Below are 21,423 nucleotides of genomic sequence, written 5' to 3' on the forward strand. Positions count from 1 at the left end.
GGTATTTCAAATTATAGGCATCTAAACATTTATAGTATCAACAATCCAAATTAATTTTATTATCTACCTAAAACGAAATTACCGACTATTATCTAGAAATTAACTTTGTGAATTAACCAAACGAAAACTTGAAAAGAAAGTGTTGAGCCAAAATAAACCACTGACGAATCTGCTCCTCAAAAATATAGGCAGTATTCAATCTAGTGAAAAATCTAATACTAATTTTGAATTTACAGGTATTCAGCTTTCACTGTGAATTTTTTGCTCTACCATATTTATCAATGTTAAAACTGATTGATCCATTTCAGATCGCATTCTTTGAAAATTATTGAGTGACTCGGATTCGTGCACACCATGTGCCAAGTCAACAAATTTGACATGTAAGATGGCTTCTCCTTGCTCATTTTTAGCTGGAATTAATAGTAAACTCGAATCAACGCCAGCGATAGACTGGTTTAATAATACACTTTTTAATTCTTCCAGCTCATTTTTAAAACTTTTTAGCTGGTCAACACTTAACTTTTTTAATTCTCTTTCTATTATTCTCTGAGTGTTACGGAAATTTGAAAGTCGAGATAAACTTTTTTGAGAATTATTTGAATAAACGAATGGGACACTAGAAAGGTTATAAGCCATATCTTTTACTTTGAGAACCACTTTATTTACTTTAGGGTGACCATGTAGTTTCTTTTCTTCCTTATTATACCTTAAACTTTTACTTGCAAATTTTAGGTCAATAATTTGGCCTCTAGAACTTTCATTTGCATATTGTTTACGAACATCTCTCATTATTATTTTTATGCCCCTAGATTTACTTAAAAATTGAGACATACTCTTTACACTCTCTAACGACTTTAGTTCTGGTAATAAATCATTACCATTTTCGTCTAATATGGCGAGAAGCTCAGGCATAAAGTGATATAGTGAAGGTTGCTTACCTTCGCTATCAAGAAGAGCTCGAACATACATCACAGCTTCGTTGTTATTTTGAATAGATTTAGCAATGCAATCTATAACATTTCCAAAAGAATCTATGTGACATGCGTTAAGTTGGTAACTTTGCCCAGCATGTTGATGATTACACGCCTGTCCAACTTGTATTCTGCCAGTCGCACACTGATGAGGAGCAATGACAGCCATACTTAATCGCTGTTGAATATAACTTTTTAAAACCTCAGCACTCCCGCCACTATGAGTAAAAGTTAAGCACCCCATAAATCTCGAGAATGCTGACGACCGGTTACAATATGCTACTTTCCCATCAATAACTTTAACTTTGTAACTTCTTACCCAACCATGCCTACCAACTACTGAAAAATTAAAATCTCCAGTAGTTACTCTCTCGTTGACGAGTATATCTATTTGAGCTCTGGTTTCTGCCGAAATTACTGCCATACATAACTTAAAAGGTTTCAATACTAATTTTTATTTTAGTAAAAAACATCCACTTACAACATGACTATTAATTTAATTTTCTATTATTTTTTATTAATCTGTTTTTGATTTAATGATCAAGCAAGCATGGACATCTAGATGTCCGTAGTGTAATTTAAAAACAATTCAATGTTTAAGTTTGGTATTGCAACACATGGTTTCAAATTCACAACAGGCTGCTCAATTACATCAACAACTCAAAGATGATCTACAGGATAGAATTCTGCTGCTTGATGGTGCAATGGGAACCATGATCCAACAATATCAACTTGAAGAAGAAGACTATCGAGGTGCTCGCTTCAGTAATTGGTCTTGCCCTGTTAAAGGCAACAATGACTTATTGGTGCTTACACAGCCTGAAATTATTAAACAAATCCATATCGATTATTTGAATGCTGGCGCAGATATTATTGAAACCAACACCTTTAATGCTACCAGCATTGCCATGGCTGACTATAAAATGGAGTCATTGGTTTATGAAATTAACCAAGTTGCCGCCCAATTAGCAAAACAAGCCTGTGAGCAAGTTGAACAGCAAACAGCGATAAAGCGTTACGTTGCTGGTGTGTTAGGACCGACTAACCGTACTTGTTCAATCAGTCCAGATGTTAATGACCCAAGTTACCGTAATGTTCATTTTGATGAACTTGTTGAGTCTTACATTGAAGCCACCAACGGTTTGATTGATGGTGGCTGTGATATTTTATTAGTTGAAACCATCTTCGACACTCTTAATGCTAAAGCCGCCTTATTTGCCATTGATAAAGTGTTGACGGAACGATATTCAAGCCACCCAGAGCAACGTTTGCCAGTGATGATTTCAGGAACGATCACCGATGCGTCAGGCAGAACCTTAACCGGGCAGACTACAGAAGCATTTTATAATTCTCTTAGGCATATCAAGCCGATATCAATTGGCCTTAACTGTGCACTTGGGCCAAAAGAACTTGAGCCTTACCTTCAAGAATTAGCCCGAATTTGCGAATGTTATGTTTCGGTTCACCCTAATGCAGGCTTACCGAATGAATTTGGTGGCTATGATGAAACACCTGAGCAAATGGCTGAGATTATCGAGCAATGGGCACAAAGTGGTTATCTCAATATTGTCGGTGGTTGTTGTGGTACAACGCCTGATCATATCGCTGCATTTCAGACGGCTATAAGCTCGTATTCGCCAAGAATACGACCTAACTTAGCACCTGATTGCCGATTATCAGGACTCGAAGCAGTCACGATTAAGCCCGAATCGCTGTTCGTCAATGTCGGTGAGCGTACCAACGTAACAGGTTCAGCTCGCTTTTTACGTCTGATAAAAGAAGAAGAATACGAAACTGCGCTGGATGTAGCCCGAGATCAAGTTGAAAACGGGGCTCAGATCATTGACATCAACATGGATGAAGGGATGCTGGATGGCGTTTTTGCCATGCAAAAATTCCTAAACTTAATTGCTTCTGAGCCTGATATCAGCAAAGTTCCAATCATGGTTGATTCCTCAAAATGGGAAGTACTGGAAGCCGGACTTAAATGTATTCAAGGTAAAGGTGTCGTCAATTCGATTTCGTTAAAAGAAGGTGAAGCCGCCTTCATTGAGCACGCTCAGTTGGTCAAACGTTACGGTGCGGCTGTAATCGTAATGGCATTTGACGAACAAGGACAGGCTGATACTAAAGCTAGAAAAGTAGAAATCTGCCAGCGGGCTTATGATGTGTTAGTCAATAAAGTCGGTTTCGCTGCTGAAGATATTATTTTTGACCCTAACATTTTCGCTATCGCAACTGGTATCGAAGAACACGATAACTATGCGGTTGATTTTATTGAGGCGACTAGAGAAATTAAACAAACTTGCCCATATGCGATGATCTCAGGTGGTGTTTCCAATGTTTCATTTTCTTTCCGAGGTAATAACCCTGTTCGTGAAGCAATTCATGCCGTATTTCTTTACCACGCCATTAATGCTGGCATGGATATGGGAATCGTTAATGCTGGTCAATTAGCGATTTACGATGATATCGACTCTGCACTAAAAGAGCATGTTGAGCGAATCGTTTTAAATCAGCCTTGCCCGAATCCAGAAAGCACCAATACCGAACTGTTACTCGAAGTCGCAGAAAAATATCGTGGCACAAAAAGTTCAGATGCGGATCACGCAAAAGCTGAGTGGAGAAGCTTACCCGTCAACGAACGTTTGGCACACTCATTAGTGAAAGGCATTACTGAATACATTGACGAAGATACCGAAGAGGCACGCATAAATGCCGACATACCACTAGAGGTGATAGAGGGTCCTCTTATGGATGGAATGAACATCGTCGGTGATTTATTCGGTAGCGGTAAAATGTTCCTGCCCCAAGTCGTAAAATCCGCAAGAGTTATGAAAAAAGCGGTCGCATACCTTAACCCTTATATTGAAGCGGGGAAAGTAGAAGGAAAGTCCAATGGTAAAATATTGATGCTCACCGTTAAAGGTGACGTGCATGATATTGGTAAAAATATCGTAGGTGTCGTATTAGCCTGTAATGGCTATGAAGTTATCGATTTAGGGGTAATGGTACCCGTTGAAAAAATTATCAACGTTGCGATAGAAGAAAACGTCGACATCATTGGTATGTCAGGCTTAATCACTCCAAGCCTTGATGAGATGGTTCATAACGTTAAAGCATTTGAAAAAGCGGGTTTGACCATTCCAGCCATCATTGGTGGTGCGACAACATCAAAAATTCATACAGCAGTTAAAATTGCTCCAAACTACCCTTTTGGTGCCATTTACATCACCGATGCATCTCGCGCTGTGCCTATGGTCAGTAAATTGATTAAAGATGCTTCTCGCCAAAACGAAATAGATACGATTTATCAAGAATACGACCAATTAAGAATAAAACGTTTATCGCAAGGCAAACGCAAATCCATTGTGTCCATCAAGCAAGCCAGAGCCAACAAAACTGAAATCGACTGGGAAAGCTATCAACCCACTAAGCCGAAAAAACTCGGTATCACCGTATTCGATGATTACCCATTAAACGACCTTATTGAGCGTATCGACTGGACACCTTTTTTTAGAAGTTGGGAGCTACATGGGCATTACCCTCGTATTTTGGATGATAAAGTGGTCGGTGAAGAGGCCAGAAAACTCTACGCCGATGCTCAAACAATGCTAAAACAAATCATCGATGAAAAATGGCTAACAGCAAAAGCGGTGATCGGATTATTTCCAGCCAACACTGTAAATCACGATGATATCGAGTTATATCATGATGACACTCGAAATCAGGTGTTGAAAACCTGCCATCACCTACGGATGCAAATTGAAAGATTAGGGAATCACAACTTCTGTTTGGCCGATTTTATTGCCCCTAAAGAAAGCCGAGTTGAAGACTATATGGGTGGATTTGCCGTAACAGCAGGTCATGGTATTGATGAATATGTTGACCGCTTTGAAGCTGATCACGACGATTATAGCGCTATTATGCTCAAGTGCTTAGCCGATCGCTTAGCGGAAGCGTTCGCAGAGAGAATGCATGAACGTGTACGCAAAGAGTTTTGGGGTTATGTCAGTAACGAAACCTTAAATAATGAAGCATTGATAAAAGAAAAGTATCAAGGTATTCGCCCAGCTCCAGGTTACCCCGCTTGTCCCGACCACACTGAAAAAGCCACACTATGGGAATTACTCAAACCAGATGAAACCATTGGACTAAATATAACTGAGAACTTCGCCATGTATCCTACTGCTGCCGTAAGTGGCTGGTATTTTTCACACCCTAAATCTCGATATTTTGGGGTGACAAATATCGGAAAGGATCAAGTTGAAAGTTATGCTACTCGCAAAGGAATGAGCATTGAAGAAGTTGAAAAGTGGTTAGCGCCTGTTTTGGATTATGATGTTGATTGAAAAACCAAACTTCGAATCTTGTAACTACGAACTTTGATGAAGGGTTTTCAGTAAAAAAGAAAGTGAAGCTATCAAACAGATAGTAATTTTGACCAAACAGCTTTATCCAAACAAATTCTTAACTCACTGTTATAACCAATGAGCACTTTATATTTCAAATATCTCTTAAACCAGTAGCCAAATCCACGTTAAATTCGAGAGCTGGCTATTCCGTGTCTATACTCATTTGTACCAAGCAAATTTATTCTTCATTGGCCTAAGTTTCCTAAAGTCCTATTGAGCCGAAATTGAAGCCATTTCTTCTGTTAACACCGACGGAGTGATGATTATGCTATATCCAAGAGAAGTTAAATCTATTTCTGATGCTAAAAAAATTGTTGATGCTCGGGGCTTATCCCACGTAAAAGTCGGCTTTTTTGATATGGACGGAAACATGCTCGGCAAGTACATGAGCAAAAAGAAATTCTTCTCATCACTCGATAAAGGCTTTGATTTTTGTGATGTTGCGTTAGGTTGGGACTGTAAGAATCAATTATACGATAACACTCATTTTACTGGCTGGCATACAGGGTACCCTGATGCAAAAATGCGTATCATTCCAGAATCTTGCAGAGAACTCCCCGATGAGAACGGCACGTTACTTTTTGTATGTGAGTTTACTAAAAAAGCTCAAAGTATTTGCCCTAGATCAGTTTTGCAACGGGTTATTCATTTTGCCACTGAACAAGGTTTTCATGTCAACGCAGGCTTTGAATATGAATTCTTTATGTTTCAAGAAACACCCGAATCCATCCGAGAAAAAGGCTTCAAGAATTTAAAAACACTCTCACCTGATTGGTGTGGTTACTCTGTGCTCAGGAACTCCACTCATTCGGATTTATATCATCAAATCTTATCGCTCGCTGAAGATATGGACTTTCCAATAGAAAGTCTTCATGAAGAGGCTGGGCCTGGTGTGATTGAAGCTGCGATTTCAGTTGATAATGCAGAAAATGCCGCTGATAAGGCTGCACTCTTCAAAACATTCATGAAAGTGCTGGCACAGAAGAATGAGTTAATGGCGACCTTTATGGCTCGTTGGTCAGAAGATTATCCAGGGCAAAGCGGGCACATTCATATTTCGTTGAACGCGATAAAAAATGGACATTCCGAGTTTTTTGCGCCGAGTCACGAACACAACATGAGTAATATTCAGAGGCATTTTATTGCAGGTCAGCAAAGGTTAATGCCTGAATTTTTAGTATTGCTTGCTCCGAATATCAACAGTTACCATCGTCTCACACCAGGATATTGGGCACCCACACATGCAACTTGGGGAGTCGATAACCGAACTACGGCAATACGTGTGATTCCTGGTGATGAAAACTCCCAACGTATCGAATACCGATTAGCTGCAGCAGACTCCAACCCATATTTAGCACTCGCAGCAGCTTTAGCGTCAGGCTTATACGGCATCATGCACAAGTGGCAAGCAACAAAGCCTGTAAAAGGAAATGCCTACGATGAAAAATATCAGCATGAACATCCACTCCCACAAACTTTAGGACAAGCAACGCAAATGTTTAAACAGTCTGCAGCCGCAAGAGAGATGTTTGGCGATGAGTTTGTAGAGCATTTCACTGCAACGAGGGAGTGGGAAGAAAGAGAATTTAGAAAACACATTTCCGACTGGGAACTCGAACGTTACTTCGAGTTAATTTGAGTGGATTGAATTATGTCTGAGATTCAAAAAACCATATCGCCAATTGATGGCTCGATTTTCGTTGAACGCAAGTTAGCAACTCGTGAAGATATTGAACATTCTGTTAATGCAGCGAATAACGCCTTATCAGATTGGCAGCAACTGTCTATAAATCAGAGGAAGCAGTTGTGTGCGCAAGCCGTTGAAATATTTGTTAGCCTCAGCGATGAAGTAGCTAAGGAAATAACGTGGCAAATGGGACGGCCGATATCTCAGTCTGCAGATGAAATTAAAGGGTTCGCTTTTCGAGCTAACTACATGTTAGATATTGCCGAGTCATCATTGTCACCCGTTTATCCTGAAGAGAAGCTGGGAGTTGATAGGTATATTGAGAAAGTACCCGTCGGCGTAATTGCCATCATAGCACCATGGAATTACCCTCTGCTCACAGCAGTAAATACCCTCATACCCGCATTGGTAGCGGGTAATGCTGTAATCTTAAAACACTCCCCTCAAACGCCTCTTTGTGCAGAAAGAATTGTAGAAGCATGTCACTTAGCGGGTATCCCCAAGAATATTATTCAATACCTTCACTTAACTGATGCTGGAGTTGAATATCTTGTGAAAGAAACAGAAATCCATCACATCGCTTTTACAGGCTCAGTTAAGGGGGGGAGTGCAATTGAAAAAGCCGCTGCGGGGCGTTTTCTTGGTACGGGGCTCGAGCTTGGCGGTAAAGATGCTGCCTACATTTGTGATGATGCCGATATTGAATTAGCAGTAGAATCGATTGTCAGCGGCGCCTATTACAATTCAGGACAGTCTTGTTGCAGTATTGAGCGATTATATGTTCCAGAAAGCATATATAACAAAGTGTTAGAACAAGCGATAGACCGAACACAACACTATCAGTTAGGCCGCCCAGATGACCCTGATACGAATTTAGGCCCTCTGGTTTGCACTCGTTCTGCAGATTTTGTTAGAGCCCAGATAAATCAAGCGATTGCTAAGGGTGCAACTCCTCATATTGATGTTTCTAAATTTGAAGGCAACAAAAATGGAACGCCATATTTAGCGCCACAATTGCTGTCTCAAGTTGATCATTCGATGGATATCATGACAGAAGAAACGTTTGGTCCAGTGTTAGGAATTCAAAAAGTCTCCGATGATGCAGATGCTATCAAGCTCATCAACGACAGTCGATATGGCCTTACCGCTTCCGTTTTCACGAATGATTTTCACAGAGCAAAAGGAATAGGGCAACAAATCATAACTGGCTCTATATACGTGAATAAATGTGATTACCTTGACCCGGCTCTGGCCTGGACGGGTGTTAAAAACTCTGGCCGTGGATGTAGCCTTTCAGTACTTGGATACAACGCAGTAACCAGACCTAAGTCATTTTATATCAATCAAAGGAAATAATGTTATGGCTCTCAACTGGCACTTTCCAACAGAAATTGTCTTTGGTCGTGGACAAGTCCAACAAATCAATTTTCTTTGTGCTGCACTCAACATTACTCGGCCATTGATTGTGACCGATCAAGGACTTGCGTCGACTCCAATTATCAAGCAACTCGAAATTTTCTTAAAACTGAAAGCTCAAATCTTTAGCTCTGTCACAGGTAACCCTACCGATATTCAAGTAAGTGAAGGTGTAAAGACATGTAAGGAAAATAATATTGATGGTGTAGTAGCTATTGGTGGAGGTTCTGCACTCGATGCGGGTAAAGCAATTGCATTTATGTCAGCTCAATCGCTGCCGCTTTTCGATTTTGAAGATAATAATGATAACTTTAAAAAAGCCAACTCAGACGGAACCCTGCCTATTATCGCTATCCCCACAACAGCGGGAACAGGTTCAGAAGTCGGACGTTGCTCCGTAATAACGGATTCACAAGCACAAAGAAAACGAATTATTTTTCACCCCAAACTTTTACCTACCTATGTCATATTAGATCCTGAACTAACCACAGGTTTACCTTCAAATTTAACTGCGGCAACAGGAATGGATGCCCTTTCTCATAACTTAGAAGCGTACTGTTCATCCAGTTTCCATCCTATGGCTGAAGGTATTGCTGTTGAGGGTATCAAGCTCATAAAAAACTATTTAGTCAGAGCAGTTCAAAACGGAGATGACATAGAAGCAAGAGAACACATGTTAATAGCCTCAACAATGGGCGCAACGGCATTCCAAAAAGGGCTAGGGGCAATGCACGCATTGGCTCATACTTTAGGGGCTATGTACAACGCCCATCACGGCCTATTGAATGCGATTTTGATGCCGTATGTTTTGAAAGCAAACCAAGCGGCTATTGCTTCAAAAATCGTCCCAATCACCAATCACATTGAATTACCAAAAAAGAATTTCGACGGCTTCCTTGACTGGGTCATTTGGCTGAGAAATGAAATAGATATCCCACATAGCCTTGCAGATATTGGCATTTCAGATAAAGATGCAACAAAAATTGCAGCGTTATCTCATAGTGACCCTGCGGCATCAGGAAACCCTATTTCATTTTCAATCGAGCAGTATCAACAAATATTTTTGAATGCGGTGAATGGAAGATTATGAAGATTGGTTTGCTTCTTTGTGATCATGTAAGGGATGAACTTCAACCCGATCACGGTGATTACCCAGAGATGTTCGAGCAGCTTTTTAATACGGTTGAAAACAATATCAACTGGGATACTTACGCAATCATCGACCATGAATTTCCTAGTTCATTAACCGGTTACGATGCTTGGCTTATTTCTGGAAGTCGGCACTGTATATCAGATAATTTGGACTGGATGCAGAAACTGTCGGATCTGCTCCTCTTGCTGATTGAGCAAAACCAAAAGTTGATCGGCGTTTGTTTTGGCCATCAAATTATCGCAAAAGCATTGGGGGGTCTAGTTGAGACCTCTGAAAAAGGTTGGGGAATAGGCGTCGCTACAAACTCAGTATTGATCACCCAAGCTTGGCAGCGCCCCAAAATGAACACATTTAATTTAGTGGTGAGTCATAAAGATCAAATTATTGAAAAGCCCAAAAAAGCAGAAATTATTGCAGGAAGTCTCTTTTGTGAAAATTACCTACTGCAATACGGCAATCAGATCTTGACGATTCAGGGGCATCCAGAGTTTTCAAAGAGTTACATCGAAGCACTTATGTTCATCAGAAAAGCGCAGTACCCTGAGAACACTTATTTGAATGCTCAACAATCCCTCAAACTACCTTGTGACCACATTCAAATCGCTAAATGGATCATTAATTTTATTTCAATGGGATAATGGGCCTTACAACCTCGCTGCCAAAAACACTTGCATGAAAGCGGCGTGATAAATTGAACGTTTCTATAATGTCTTGCCACATTGCATCCAACTCTTTGGTTGAACTGCGTTTACTCATCAGAGATTTAATCTCTTCTATTTCATCTGCCACAATCACTTTGGCGTATTGCTCTGCATAGCTTTCCAATAAGGCTTTATCGTTTTCTGGTACACCATATAAGTCACCATAATGCATATAAGCTGTTTTTCTCAATTCAACATCGTCAATGTCTTTAAGAAGTGTTGGCAACAATGGGGCTTCGCACATTAACTTAACTCGTTCAATAAATACTTTCACGTCTTCTGGCTTACATTTATCTATATATTGTGTGTGAGCCTCCCAAACAACTTCAACGTGTTCTTTTACTTCATTACCAAACTTCAGGTTAATATTGAGTGTTTCAAGCGTAAACGTGCCGAAAAACACCACAGCTAGTCTGTCTTGATACTTTAAAAAGTGCCGCCAATTTAAGTACCAGAGTCGCATCTCCCAAAAATTTTCAATTTTTAGTTCTGTCCATAAATCAAAAAGATACTCAAGAGGTATACTCTCTCTAACTTCACTGATGGTCTTTTCATCATCAAAAACTTGAGTAGCTCTATTAACAAAGCTTTCTCTTCGCTTAGCAAGTGCTTCTGGGTCATCTTTGTCGATCGGGAACAGATCAACATGAGATTGATATAGCTTTCCTGATGTCATTATTTACTTACCTGTACAACAAGTGGATGTCCAACACTGAGTATAGATGCTTTTTTGTGGTACTTAATCTCAGGTTAAAACTGTATTTTCAATACTCTTCACTGAGCTTTTAATGTCACAATGTGTTTATTTAAGTCATTTTGTATTGTGCACCTTGCACCATTCAACTCTATTGTCCTATATCTGGGCATCGCAGGGCCCTCTGCACTCATATAAAACAAACAGGTTTTAGTAGGGTCAATATGTTTTGATTTAGATCGAGGAATATAGACCATGGATAAAATAGCTGAGGTATCAAAATCTTCATTCTCCCCAAGTACATGACCAATGGTTAAAGAGTTTTTAGGTGTAACAAAATTATCAGCAAACACTTTTCTTATATGAGATACCCCATCATCCCCAAGCTCAGAAATTGAAACTGGAGTACAACCATCATCGACTTTAACAAACGCTCCAAATTCGTTGAGTTGAACAGCTTGGACTCGCCAATTTCCCCAATTACTGACAAATTTCATTTCTGTATGAGTATTGCAATTCCCCACAAGACTTGAATCTTGGATAGATACACTTGCGAATGCACTTTGACAGATAGGTGATAAAATTATTAATGCAACTATTCTTCCTAATTTATTCATAGCCTTAACTTCAGTATGGTTGATTTCGACCTCAAAAATAGTAGTAGGTTTCATCTGAATAAATGCTTACAAGGATATAGATATCTCCCATATTTTGAGGAAGTTTTGATAGTTTACTTTCGAAAGCAACCAACCTCCTCATGAATCAATAAGATGACAACACAACAGGAAAAAGTAAGAGTGTTAACAACACTAAGCTCATGTATTGAGTTTTACGACTTTGCACTCATTATTTTTCTAGCCCCTACGTTGAGTAAAGTTTTTTATCCTTCTGATTTTCAGCACCAAGGACTCATGTCGGTTCTTGGGATTTTTGCCTTTGGGTACTTAAGTAGAATCATAGGAGGTGTAATCATCGGAGAGAGAGGCGATAGAAAAGGACGAAAATCAGCATTTGTCTACAGCATCTCCTTAATGGCTTTTGCGACACTCGCTATATCACTATTACCCAGTTACCAACAAATGGGATACATAGGTGCCTTTTTACTCGCAACTTTGAGAGTCATTCAAGGTTTAGCATTAGGCGGAGAGGTTCCAGGAGCGGTTGTTTTCTGCTCTGAGCATAATAATGCTCGAAAACGTGGCTACAGCACAAGTTTAATTATATTTGGCGTAACATTTGGGAATATTTTGGCTAGCGGGTTACTGTCAGTTTTGTCTTCGCTGCTGACTCAACAACAGTTCTTAGCTTGGGGCTGGAGAGTCATGTTTATTGTTGGCGCTATTTTAAGCTTAATCAGTTTACTTTTAAGGTTTAGCGTTAGAGAAACCCCCTATTTTAAAGAGATAGAAAAACACCAATCGCAAGAATCCTCACCTATTTATCTGTTACTAAAAGTCTATCCTAAATCTGTCTTTAAAGGCTTTTTAGTAACGTCTCTTGCGGCAATCTCTATTTCTTCTTTTTATCAATTGATAAGTTTGCAACCTTCTTTAAGAGTAATGAAAAGCACAATCCACTTCTTTGTTTTTTGCAGTTTTGTCATTATAAGTACCTGTGCTGTACTAGTTGGAAAACTGTCAGATAAAATTGGTCGCTTGCCCTTAGTACAAATGAGCTGCGCCGTATACAGCCTATTTCCTTTAAGCTATTTTTATTTCCACAGAACCAATATTATTTTTACCTTTTTACCTCTGTTGATAGGTTCAGCCCTCATTCTAGGTGTTTATACCGCAATTCTTACTGAGCTTTTCCCTACCTCTGTAAGGTACTCTGGTGTTGCTTGTTGTTACAATTTAGGCTTTGCTATCTGCGGAGGATTAACACCATTAATACTGGAGAAACTCAACTTAAATGGTATGTTTATGTCTGTCAGTATTCTTCCATGTATCATTGCTGCTCCACTTCTCATATACAGTTTCATGTGGAAAGATAACTTTCGCTCTCCCCTTACAAACCAATCTCCTTAAACTTTAAAAGTTTCTAATATTTATTAAGCTTGATTTCAGTCAAACACATTTACCAAAAATGCTCATATAGTTATGCGAACTTCTTAAGTATTTCGCAATAGAACCTATTGCAAAGGACTAAACTATGAATAAAACTTTATCCTGCTTTAAAAAATCCGCTGTTGTGTTAGCAGTATTAAGTGGTATGTCTGCTGCATCAGCCGTTGCAGCAGATTCTGGATTTATTTCTGACAGTAAAACAACACTAAACTTTCGCTATCGTTTTGAAAATGTAGACCAAGACGGCGCAGCTAAAGACGCTAACGCTTCGACATTGAGAAGCCGACTCAGTTTCAAAAGTGGTACTATAAATAACCTTTCAGTCAATGCTGAAGTAGACAATGTTAGTACAATCGGTGCTGATGACTATAACGATGCATCGGCTTATCATAATAAGACAGGCTACCCTGTTGTGGCAGATCCAACCGGAACCAGCCTAAACCAATTAAATGTACAGTATAAAGATGGTGCTACCGTTGCTACGTTAGGTCGTCAGCGTATCAATTTAGGCAATCAACGTTTTGTTGGTGGTGTCGCATGGCGTCAAAACGAGCAAACTTTTGACGGTGTTCGTGGTCAATATGCCTTCAATGACGCATTTTCTGCCGATTACAGTTACATCTATTACGTGAGCCGTATTTTTGGTCCAGATGGCCCTAAGCGTGGTCTAGACGGCAAATTTAACCTCTTAAACCTAAACTATAAGCTGAATAAAGATCATAAGTTTACTGGTTTTGCTTATTTGCTTGATGCTGATGATTGGGCTGATTCCAACAATACTTACGGCATCGATTATAACGGTAAGTTTGGCTCTCTAAAAACTCACGCTAGCATTGCCACTCAATCCTTTAATGGTTATGACGCGAACTATTATGCGATTGATGGAACATTAAAGATTTCTATGTTCAACATCACGCTAGGCCTTGAGCAACTCGGTAGTGATAAAGGTGAGTATGGTTTCAGTACACCATTGGCAACCGCTCATAAATTCCAAGGTTTTGCTGATAAATTCTTAAAAACTCCTGATGCTGGTGTAACCGATTACTACGGTAAAATTGCAACAAAATTAGGTCCTGTAAATGTTGCAGGTTTCTATCATCAATTCGAAGCTGTAGAAGGTAACGCTGATTACGGTACTGAGTTTGATTTAGTTGCTAGCTATAAAGTCCATAAGACAACAACTCTATTAGCGAAGTACGCAAACTATGATGCTGACGAATTGGCAACAGATACTCAAAAATTCTGGTTAATGGCGAATGTGAACTTTAATCTGTAAAGGTTCATTGTCATAAAAAAATAGCAGCCAATTGGCTGCTATTTTTTTATCTACCTGAAGGTAAAACTACACTGAAAACGGGTAATTGATGGCTTCATGATGCTCATACCCTGTCACTTCAAAATCGTCTAACGTTACCCAAGTTTCAAGATCTTCAAAGCTCTTAATCTTTGGGTTAATGTGTAATTCAGGAGAGGAGAGAGGTTCACGTTTTAGCTGAACATCACGCATTAACTCAAGCTGGTCTTCATAGATATGGGCGTTCACAATCTTGTGATAAGCCTTACCCGCTTTCAAGCCGGTAATTTGCGCCATTATTTTGAGCAAGGCAAATACTTGAATAGCGTTAAAGTTTCCACCAAGAGGAACATCTTGACTGCGTTGGTAACTATTTAGATAAAGCGTGCCATCCAAAATCGAAAATTGATGCTGAAACATACAAGGTCTCAAACAGCCTAGGTGGAATGAACCAGGATTCCAAAAAGTAATAATCTCACCCCGATTATCGATACCTTTTGACAAGTCATCGACGACTTGGCGAATTAAATCAACACTTCCGCCATCTGGTTTAGGGTAATTACGAGCAACAGCTCCGTACACAAACCCCATATCATCTTCGCCCTTGCGACTTGGGTTACTCAGCCAAGCTTCATTATCGTTAGCGTTGGCGTTCCATGTATTGCATCCAATTGCTCTAAATTGTGCTGCATTATCATAACCGCGAAGGTAGCCAAGTAACTCAGCAATCGCTGCCTTCCAAAAGCTTTTACGTGTTGTAACCAAAGGCATTTCATTATTGGCAACATCATAAGTCAAATCAGCATTAATGACCGTTAAACAGCGCTTACCGGTACGCTCATTCTCTACCCACACTCCGTCATCAATAATGCGCTGGCATAAATCAAGGTACTGCCTCATTTAGCTTTGTCCTTTGTTTCTCATAATTAAATACAGGCCAATTAAAATCATAGGTACTGATAATATTTGCCCCATTGTGATAAAGCCAAGGTAATAACCGAGTTGAGCATCTGGTTGGCGAACAGTTTCTACTACACAACGGAAAACGCCATAGCCAACAAGGAACATTCCCGAAACGGCACCTTCTTTTTTAGTTCGCTTACTGAACCAATATAACAACAAGTAAAGGGCCACCCCTTCTAGAGCAAACTGATATAACTGGGAAGGATGCCTTGGAAGCGGGCCACCACCCGGAAATACCATCGCCCATGGTACATCAGTAACTCTTCCCCATAGCTCACCGTTGATGAAGTTACCTATACGTCCCGCTCCTAAGCCAATAGGCACAACAGGCGCAACCATATCCCCTACGGCAAAAAAGTGACGATTCTGTTTCCATGCAATATACAACATGCCTGTAATCACACCGATTAGGCCGCCATGGAACGACATACCACCTTCAGTAATTCGGAACAGATACATTGGATCACTAATGAAATAATCAAATTGATAAAACAGAACATAGCCAATTCGGCCACCCAAAATGACACCTAAAAAGCAATAAAACAGTAGATCTGAAACCTGATCTCGCGTCCACAGACCATTTGACTTATCCGCTTTTCGGTTAAGTAAAATCATCGCCGCAATAAAACCAAGAAGATACATAAAACCATACCATCTAAGCGCAGGCTCAAATGTATGGCCAAATATTTCATACGTGCCCAAATGCAGCATGATTGGATCAATATGTGGGAATTCGAGTGCCATAAAGCTTCCAAAAAATTCAATGAGTTAAAATCATGTTCAGATTCTATATCTGAGCAGAGTAAATATCCAATAGTTCCCGTTTAACTTATAACGAGCTCTAATCCAACAAGTGCTAAGAAAATAGCAAAAAACAGTTTTAATTTCTTAGTCGGCCATGCCATTGCAGCTTTAACCCCCAAAGGAGCGACTATTGTTGAAGTTACCGCTATACCTAATAAAGCAGGAATATAGATGTAACCAATGGTGCCCGAAGGTAAGCCTGTAACATCCCAGCCCGCTATGATGTAACCCACACTACCAGCAAGAGCGACACACAGACTAACTAAGCTAGATAAACCTACCGCTTTTTGCATCTGCAAACCAAAATAACAAAGCATAGGAATAACCATGACACCACCACCAATCCCTAGAACACCAGATACGATTGCAATCACAATCATTAATCCCAACAACACGGCTTTACTCGGTAAGGCTCCTTCTACAGATTCAGCTTTTATAGGTCTAGCCATGTTTATTGCCATCAAAATGACAAACACAGCGAAGATCTTTTTCATATGTTCAGCAGGGATATACGATGCAATGGTGCCAGAAAATAGTGCCCCAATTAAAATGCCTGGAACCAAAACCTTTGCAACATCTAGTGAAACATTTTGCCTACGATAATGGGCTGTTGCGGCAGAGAATGTGGTTAGCACCATATTTGCAAGCGAAGTAGCAATGGCTATTATTGGTACAAATTGAGGTTGAATGCCTGCTTTAGGAAGCAAGTACATCAATGCTGGAACAACAATTAAACCGCCACCAATGCCCAGCAATCCAGCCATAAACCCGACAAAGGCTCCGAGCATCATACATATTCCGATGATGACGAATAAATTTTCCAAAGGTGTACTCCAAAAGGAATAATGCTAAACGTCTGTGTCAGCTTCGAGTGTTATACCTTGTGCAGATAAATACTTAGTGAGTAAATCTCGAACTTCTTGACCACTGTCCAGTAACAGCGCTCTTCTCAATATACATTGTAACTCTGTAAAACTGACACGTCGCATTAAGTAATTAATTTTAGCTATATTACCATGATTCATGCTCAACTTATCACACCCCATTGCAAGTAATAGCATTGCTCCCATGGGTTCTCCGGCAAGTTCTCCGCACACGCTCACTTCAAGTTGATGTTGTTGACAGTCCAACATGATTCTTTGTAATGCTCTCAACACACCTGGATGTAGGCTGTCGTACAGACTGGTTACTCTAGGGTTATTACGATCAACCGCCAGCAAGTACTGAGTTAAATCATTGCTGCCTACAGAAACAAAATCGACCCGCTGTGCCACTTGATCTAACTGATAAATCAAGCTCGGTACTTCTATCATAATTCCTATTTTAGGCTTCTGAAGCTGACTACCAAGCTCTTCTTGGATTTCATGATGCGCTTTATCAAAGTATTCCAATGTCTCATCAATTTCTTTGAGATGACTGACCATAGGCAATAAGATTTGTAACTGTTGCCTTCCCGCATCCGCTAATAACATGGCTCTGAGTTGAATTTGAAGAAGTTCAGGATGGTCCAGAGACATTCGTATCCCTCGCCAGCCTAAAAATGGATTATCTTCATTAATAGGGAAGTAAGGTAATGGCTTATCTCCACCTATGTCCAACGTTCTCATAATGACTGGCCGGCCAGGTACAGCTTCTAATACTTCAGAATAAATTTTGTGTTGCTCAGCCTCACTCGGAAAGCGAGGTTGCATCATAAATGCAATTTCAGTTCGGTACAGACCTATACCATCTGCCTCTTTTACCGTCTCATTGTGTATTCCACTTAACAAGCCAGCATTTACATGCAGTTCCGCTTTTTTACCATCAACCGTGATCGTAGGTTTCTTTAAATCTCGACGATACTTTCTCTCTAATGCTTGTTCTGCACTGATTAACTCTCGATACTCTTTCAGCATCGATCGAGTTGGTGAAATGAGTAATTGTCCACGATTTGCATTGAGGATTAATTGCTTGCCATCAAGCTCTGCCAGCAAGAGCTTGTCTACACCAACGATGGCAGGAATCCCTAATGCTCTAGCCATAATGCAGGCATGAGAGTTAATACCGCCAAACTCAGAGACGACACCAGCCAATTTTTGTCGAGGAAATTCAGCTAAACTGGTTGCATCAGCTTCTCTAGTAATTAAGATGACTTTTTCATCAGGTTCAAGCTTGATGCGATTAGGTTCAATTAATTGCCTTAAAACTCTTTGACCTAAATCTCTAATATCCGTAGCACGCTCTTTCAAATAAGCATCATCCATGACCGAAAACTGCGCTATATAACGCAGAGATACTCGACTAACAGCAGATTCAGCACTCCACCCCAACATCACTTCTTTTTCGTATTCACCACCTAAACTACTTTCATCTAACAATAAATGTAAGGCACTAAAAATCGAAGCAAGTTCTTCGTGTTGTTCACTATTAAATTTTTGGGTGATTTCATCAAGACTGGCTCGAGTTCGAGTAATGGCTGAACATAATTTTTGATATTCCACATCGACATCAGTACATGGAATGTTTGGCTGTTCAAGCGTGATTTGCCCACCAATAACTAACGCATTTGCAATAGCAACACCTTGAGAAGCTGACTCTCCTTTCAGTAGAACTTGCCTACGAGCTATTTGTACTTTTTTCTTTTGCTTTAAGCCATTAATTGCGACAGCAACTTGAGCGGACAGCGTCACTAAAAACGCTTCTTCTTCCTCGTTATATTGTCGAGCTTCTGATTGCTGTATTGCTAATACACCTAGGACTTGCTTTCTGTGAATGATAGGCACGGATAAAATGGCTCTGTACTCATCTTCCATTAAGACCCGTGATGTATAAAATTGTGGATGTTCTCTTGCATCGGCGAGATTTATCAGCTCTTCTTTTTGGACTGTCCAGCCAATCACCCCTTTAGTAATAGGAACTTTAAACTTGCCAACTGCGGCCTTTTTCAAGCCATCTGTAGCAGATAAAACGAGTTTACTTCCTTCCAAAATAAAGACAGAGCAACATTGAGTATTCATGGCTTCTTTTGTACTGGAAACTAGAATATTCAGCGCCTGTTCGTATTGCTGGGCAGCAGCCATTTCTTGACTGATCTTTTTTAGCAGTGTTAACAACTATCGCCTCCCATCAATAATGAACAATATTCTTTTTATCTCAAACGCACCTTTTTATGTCAAATCTAAACTTAGCATTACTATTCGGAATATACATAAAAAAAGCGACTCGTTGAGCCGCTTCTTAACTTATCTTTTAAACCTTCTTCGACCTGTATCCCTGTTTTGCATCGCAAGCACAACAGGCGCAAATTCCTTCATCGCTTTTCGATAAACATCTCGTTTAAAAGAAACTACCTGTCTTACAGGATACCAATAACTTACCCAGCGCCAGTCATCAAACTCAGGATGACCAGAAGCGTTCAGATTAATTGCCTTTTCATTACTGTTCAGTTGCAGTAAAAACCATTTTTGTTTCTGACCGATACAAACAGGTTTACTGTCTTGTCTCACTAATCGTTTAGGTAAACGATACCTCAACCATGAGCGACTTACTGATAGAATATTTACATGCTCTGGCAATAAGCCAACTTCTTCATAGAGTTCACGGTACATCGCCTGCTCTGCAGTTTCACCGTCATCCACACCACCCTGTGGAAACTGCCATGAATGTTGTCCAAATCTTCTGGCCCACATGACTTGACCGAATTTGTTACAGATAATGATGCCTACATTTTCACGGAAGCCGTCACTATCAATCACATGGACTCCAAATTTCTTTCCCATTTATAAACTGATTGTTTCACAAACTATGAACTTCGGCAAATCTATGTTTACACAGCATTTTGGGATAACCTTCGTAAAAAGCTAAACTTATCAACATTACAATTCAGATACTTATCAGTTTATCCACAATTTCTGTGGATATCTCTGTTCGAAACTTTGAAAAAGTGAATAATGACTGCCATTTACAATTATAAAGTAAAGACTCAGCCTCACACCTTAAAATATAAAAAACTTATGTTTCAACACTTTAGAATCAAATACACTTTCAATTAGTCCACATTACCTGCATAGAACAGTTTTTAACCCATTCACATTTTCTATTTTACAATCTCAATTCTAGAATATTTTTATACACAAATGATGGTCATTTTTTTTCATTCAAGCCTAAAAAAACCACAAAATTTAGGTTGACCATAGGTATATTTTTGGTTTAGGCACTTTAATGCAAAAAGTTATCCCAATATTCTGTGGATAACTGTGTGAGGAAATATAGGGATAAGCGGTTAAATGCCATTTTCAAGAAAAAAAGTGTGCTAACACAGCAAAACAATGATAACTTTTTCATACAGTTATATTCTTTCAAGTGAAGTTTCACTCGATCAAAATTGATCGCACACATTTTAACCACCTCAATAATTTATTTATTGGTACACTAATCGTTGACCACAACCGCTGAAGTTATTGTATGAAATCTGCCCCAAAATCTATTGATGAATTATTAACTCGTGCTTCTGATATGGCAGGGCTCACCTTAGCTAATGTTGCAGAAATGAACCATATTCCAGTTCCTAAAGATCTGAAACGGGACAAAGGCTGGGTAGGACAACTTATTGAGACTGAACTAGGGGCAACAGCAGGGTCTAAAGCTGAACAAGATTTCCAAGAGATCGGCGTCGAGCTAAAAACCATTCCGATCAACCAAAATGGTAAACCTCTCGAAACGACATTTGTTACTTTTTGCCCACTCATGCCACCTTTTACAGCCTGCTTTGAAAACAGTGTTGTTTTCAATAAGATTCAACGAGTGTTATGGGTGCCAATTGAAGGCGATCGAAATATCCCCATTGGAAGCCGAAGAATCGGTACTCCATTTTTATGGCAACCTGATCAAAATGAATTCCTGCTGCTTAAACAAGACTGGGAAGAGATTATTGAACTTATCTCTGTAGGTCGAGTTGAAACAATTACCGCACGCTATGGTGAGGTAATGCAATTAAGGCCAAAAGGTGCCAACAGTAAAGCACTTACTGAGACAATCGATGAATTTGGAAAAATAAAACAAGTGAATCCTAGAGGTTTTTATCTTAAAACAGCATTTACTTCACGAATTCTCGCCAAAGCTTTCAGTTGACCATCGACTGAGACAAAGTTTGAGCTTTTGTTGATCTAAATCACACAAACTACTGGCATTTGGCTGCTATAAACGTCTAGACTTCGCATCCCTAATTTTAAGTAGTAATTAGTACATTGAGAATTTGTCGTCAATCTAAAAAATTGGGCT

16 protein-coding genes are annotated in these 21,423 nt (G+C 39.7%); 8 read left to right on the forward strand and 8 right to left on the reverse strand.

The annotated features are described in order from the left end of the window. Nucleotides 1-240 precede the first annotated feature (240 nt). Nucleotides 241-1,395: a hypothetical protein gene (locus AC1EU2_RS07810; RefSeq protein ID WP_480297594.1), complete on the reverse strand. Its 1,155-nt coding sequence runs from the start codon at nt 1,393-1,395 to the stop codon at nt 241-243. A 193-nt stretch (nt 1,396-1,588) separates the two neighbouring features. Between AC1EU2_RS07810 and metH the strand changes: the two genes are divergently transcribed. The 5 genes from metH to AC1EU2_RS07835 all read left to right on the forward strand — a co-directional run bounded on the left by metH (nt 1,589) and on the right by AC1EU2_RS07835 (nt 10,280). After that, complete coding sequence (gene metH / locus AC1EU2_RS07815) at nt 1,589-5,323, forward strand: methionine synthase (protein ID WP_480297596.1); 3,735 nt, start codon at nt 1,589-1,591, stop codon at nt 5,321-5,323. Nucleotides 5,324-5,651: 328 nt separating this feature from the next. Beyond that, nucleotides 5,652-7,025, forward strand: a complete 1,374-nt coding sequence (locus AC1EU2_RS07820; protein ID WP_480297598.1) for a glutamine synthetase family protein — start codon at nt 5,652-5,654, stop codon at nt 7,023-7,025. Nucleotides 7,026-7,037: 12 nt separating this feature from the next. Then, entirely contained in the window at nt 7,038-8,429 is a 1,392-nt protein-coding gene (locus AC1EU2_RS07825) for an aldehyde dehydrogenase family protein (protein ID WP_480297600.1), read from the forward strand. A gap of 4 nt (nt 8,430-8,433) precedes the next feature. Beyond that, a complete protein-coding gene (locus tag AC1EU2_RS07830) occupies nt 8,434-9,579 on the forward strand; it encodes an iron-containing alcohol dehydrogenase (RefSeq protein WP_480297602.1) in 1,146 nt (381 codons plus the stop codon). Further along, nucleotides 9,576-10,280: a glutamine amidotransferase-related protein gene (locus tag AC1EU2_RS07835; protein WP_480297603.1), complete on the forward strand. Its 705-nt coding sequence runs from the start codon at nt 9,576-9,578 to the stop codon at nt 10,278-10,280. Before AC1EU2_RS07830 ends, AC1EU2_RS07835 begins: the two co-directional genes overlap by 4 nt. Here AC1EU2_RS07835 and AC1EU2_RS07840 read toward each other — a convergent pair. Beyond that, nucleotides 10,264-11,019 (reverse strand): hypothetical protein, encoded by a 756-nt coding sequence (locus AC1EU2_RS07840; RefSeq protein ID WP_480297604.1) that lies wholly within the window; start codon nt 11,017-11,019, stop codon nt 10,264-10,266. The two genes, AC1EU2_RS07835 and AC1EU2_RS07840, sit on opposite strands and share 17 nt — an antisense overlap. A gap of 98 nt (nt 11,020-11,117) precedes the next feature. Next, a complete protein-coding gene (locus AC1EU2_RS07845; RefSeq protein ID WP_480297606.1) occupies nt 11,118-11,708 on the reverse strand; it encodes a hypothetical protein in 591 nt (196 codons plus the stop codon). Between the two features lie 99 nt (nt 11,709-11,807). On the opposite strand from AC1EU2_RS07845, the gene AC1EU2_RS07850 reads away from it, so the two are divergent. Beyond that, nucleotides 11,808-13,064 (forward strand): MFS transporter, encoded by a 1,257-nt coding sequence (locus AC1EU2_RS07850; protein ID WP_480297607.1) that lies wholly within the window; start codon nt 11,808-11,810, stop codon nt 13,062-13,064. A 124-nt stretch (nt 13,065-13,188) separates the two neighbouring features. After that, a complete protein-coding gene (locus AC1EU2_RS07855; protein ID WP_480297608.1) occupies nt 13,189-14,379 on the forward strand; it encodes an alginate export family protein in 1,191 nt (396 codons plus the stop codon). A 66-nt stretch (nt 14,380-14,445) separates the two neighbouring features. Here AC1EU2_RS07855 and AC1EU2_RS07860 read toward each other — a convergent pair whose 3' ends face one another. From AC1EU2_RS07860 to rppH, 5 genes are all read right to left on the reverse strand, one after another. Beyond that, nucleotides 14,446-15,297 carry a thymidylate synthase gene (locus tag AC1EU2_RS07860; protein ID WP_480297610.1) on the reverse strand — a complete coding sequence of 284 codons (852 nt, stop codon included), beginning with the start codon at nt 15,295-15,297 and terminating at the stop codon, nt 14,446-14,448. Beyond that, nucleotides 15,298-16,104, reverse strand: coding sequence for a prolipoprotein diacylglyceryl transferase (lgt, locus tag AC1EU2_RS07865; protein ID WP_129946741.1), 807 nt, complete (start codon nt 16,102-16,104; stop codon nt 15,298-15,300). It lies immediately after the preceding gene. 80 nt (nt 16,105-16,184) lie between these two features. Beyond that, nucleotides 16,185-16,988: a sulfite exporter TauE/SafE family protein gene (locus AC1EU2_RS07870; RefSeq protein WP_480297612.1), complete on the reverse strand. Its 804-nt coding sequence runs from the start codon at nt 16,986-16,988 to the stop codon at nt 16,185-16,187. Nucleotides 16,989-17,012: 24 nt separating this feature from the next. Then, on the reverse strand, nt 17,013-19,256 hold the full coding sequence (gene ptsP, locus AC1EU2_RS07875) for a phosphoenolpyruvate--protein phosphotransferase (RefSeq protein ID WP_480297613.1): 2,244 nt from the start codon (nt 19,254-19,256) through the stop codon (nt 17,013-17,015). Nucleotides 19,257-19,385: 129 nt separating this feature from the next. Beyond that, nucleotides 19,386-19,898: an RNA pyrophosphohydrolase gene (rppH, locus tag AC1EU2_RS07880; protein WP_480297614.1), complete on the reverse strand. Its 513-nt coding sequence runs from the start codon at nt 19,896-19,898 to the stop codon at nt 19,386-19,388. Between the two features lie 709 nt (nt 19,899-20,607). Here rppH and mutH point away from each other — a divergent pair. Beyond that, nucleotides 20,608-21,273 (forward strand): DNA mismatch repair endonuclease MutH, encoded by a 666-nt coding sequence (gene mutH / locus AC1EU2_RS07885; RefSeq protein ID WP_480297616.1) that lies wholly within the window; start codon nt 20,608-20,610, stop codon nt 21,271-21,273. Nucleotides 21,274-21,423: the final 150 nt, after the last annotated feature.

The organism is Parashewanella sp. 2304DJ23-3 (assembly GCF_056591695.1).

Excerpts from the sequence above, each read along its gene's own strand:
- AC1EU2_RS07810 (WP_480297594.1), bottom strand. The coding sequence starts at position 1,395 with ATGGCAGTAATTTCGGCAGAAACCAGAGCTCAAATAGATATACTCGTC.
- metH (WP_480297596.1), top strand. The coding sequence starts at position 1,589 with ATGGTTTCAAATTCACAACAGGCTGCTCAATTACATCAACAACTCAAA.
- AC1EU2_RS07820 (WP_480297598.1), top strand. The coding sequence starts at position 5,652 with ATGCTATATCCAAGAGAAGTTAAATCTATTTCTGATGCTAAAAAAATT.
- AC1EU2_RS07825 (WP_480297600.1), top strand. The coding sequence starts at position 7,038 with ATGTCTGAGATTCAAAAAACCATATCGCCAATTGATGGCTCGATTTTC.
- AC1EU2_RS07830 (WP_480297602.1), top strand. The coding sequence starts at position 8,434 with ATGGCTCTCAACTGGCACTTTCCAACAGAAATTGTCTTTGGTCGTGGA.
- AC1EU2_RS07835 (WP_480297603.1), top strand. The coding sequence starts at position 9,576 with ATGAAGATTGGTTTGCTTCTTTGTGATCATGTAAGGGATGAACTTCAA.
- AC1EU2_RS07840 (WP_480297604.1), bottom strand. The coding sequence starts at position 11,019 with ATGACATCAGGAAAGCTATATCAATCTCATGTTGATCTGTTCCCGATC.
- AC1EU2_RS07845 (WP_480297606.1), bottom strand. The coding sequence starts at position 11,708 with ATGAAACCTACTACTATTTTTGAGGTCGAAATCAACCATACTGAAGTT.
- AC1EU2_RS07850 (WP_480297607.1), top strand. The coding sequence starts at position 11,808 with ATGACAACACAACAGGAAAAAGTAAGAGTGTTAACAACACTAAGCTCA.
- AC1EU2_RS07855 (WP_480297608.1), top strand. The coding sequence starts at position 13,189 with ATGAATAAAACTTTATCCTGCTTTAAAAAATCCGCTGTTGTGTTAGCA.
- AC1EU2_RS07860 (WP_480297610.1), bottom strand. The coding sequence starts at position 15,297 with ATGAGGCAGTACCTTGATTTATGCCAGCGCATTATTGATGACGGAGTG.
- lgt (WP_129946741.1), bottom strand. The coding sequence starts at position 16,104 with ATGGCACTCGAATTCCCACATATTGATCCAATCATGCTGCATTTGGGC.
- mutH (WP_480297616.1), top strand. The coding sequence starts at position 20,608 with ATGAAATCTGCCCCAAAATCTATTGATGAATTATTAACTCGTGCTTCT.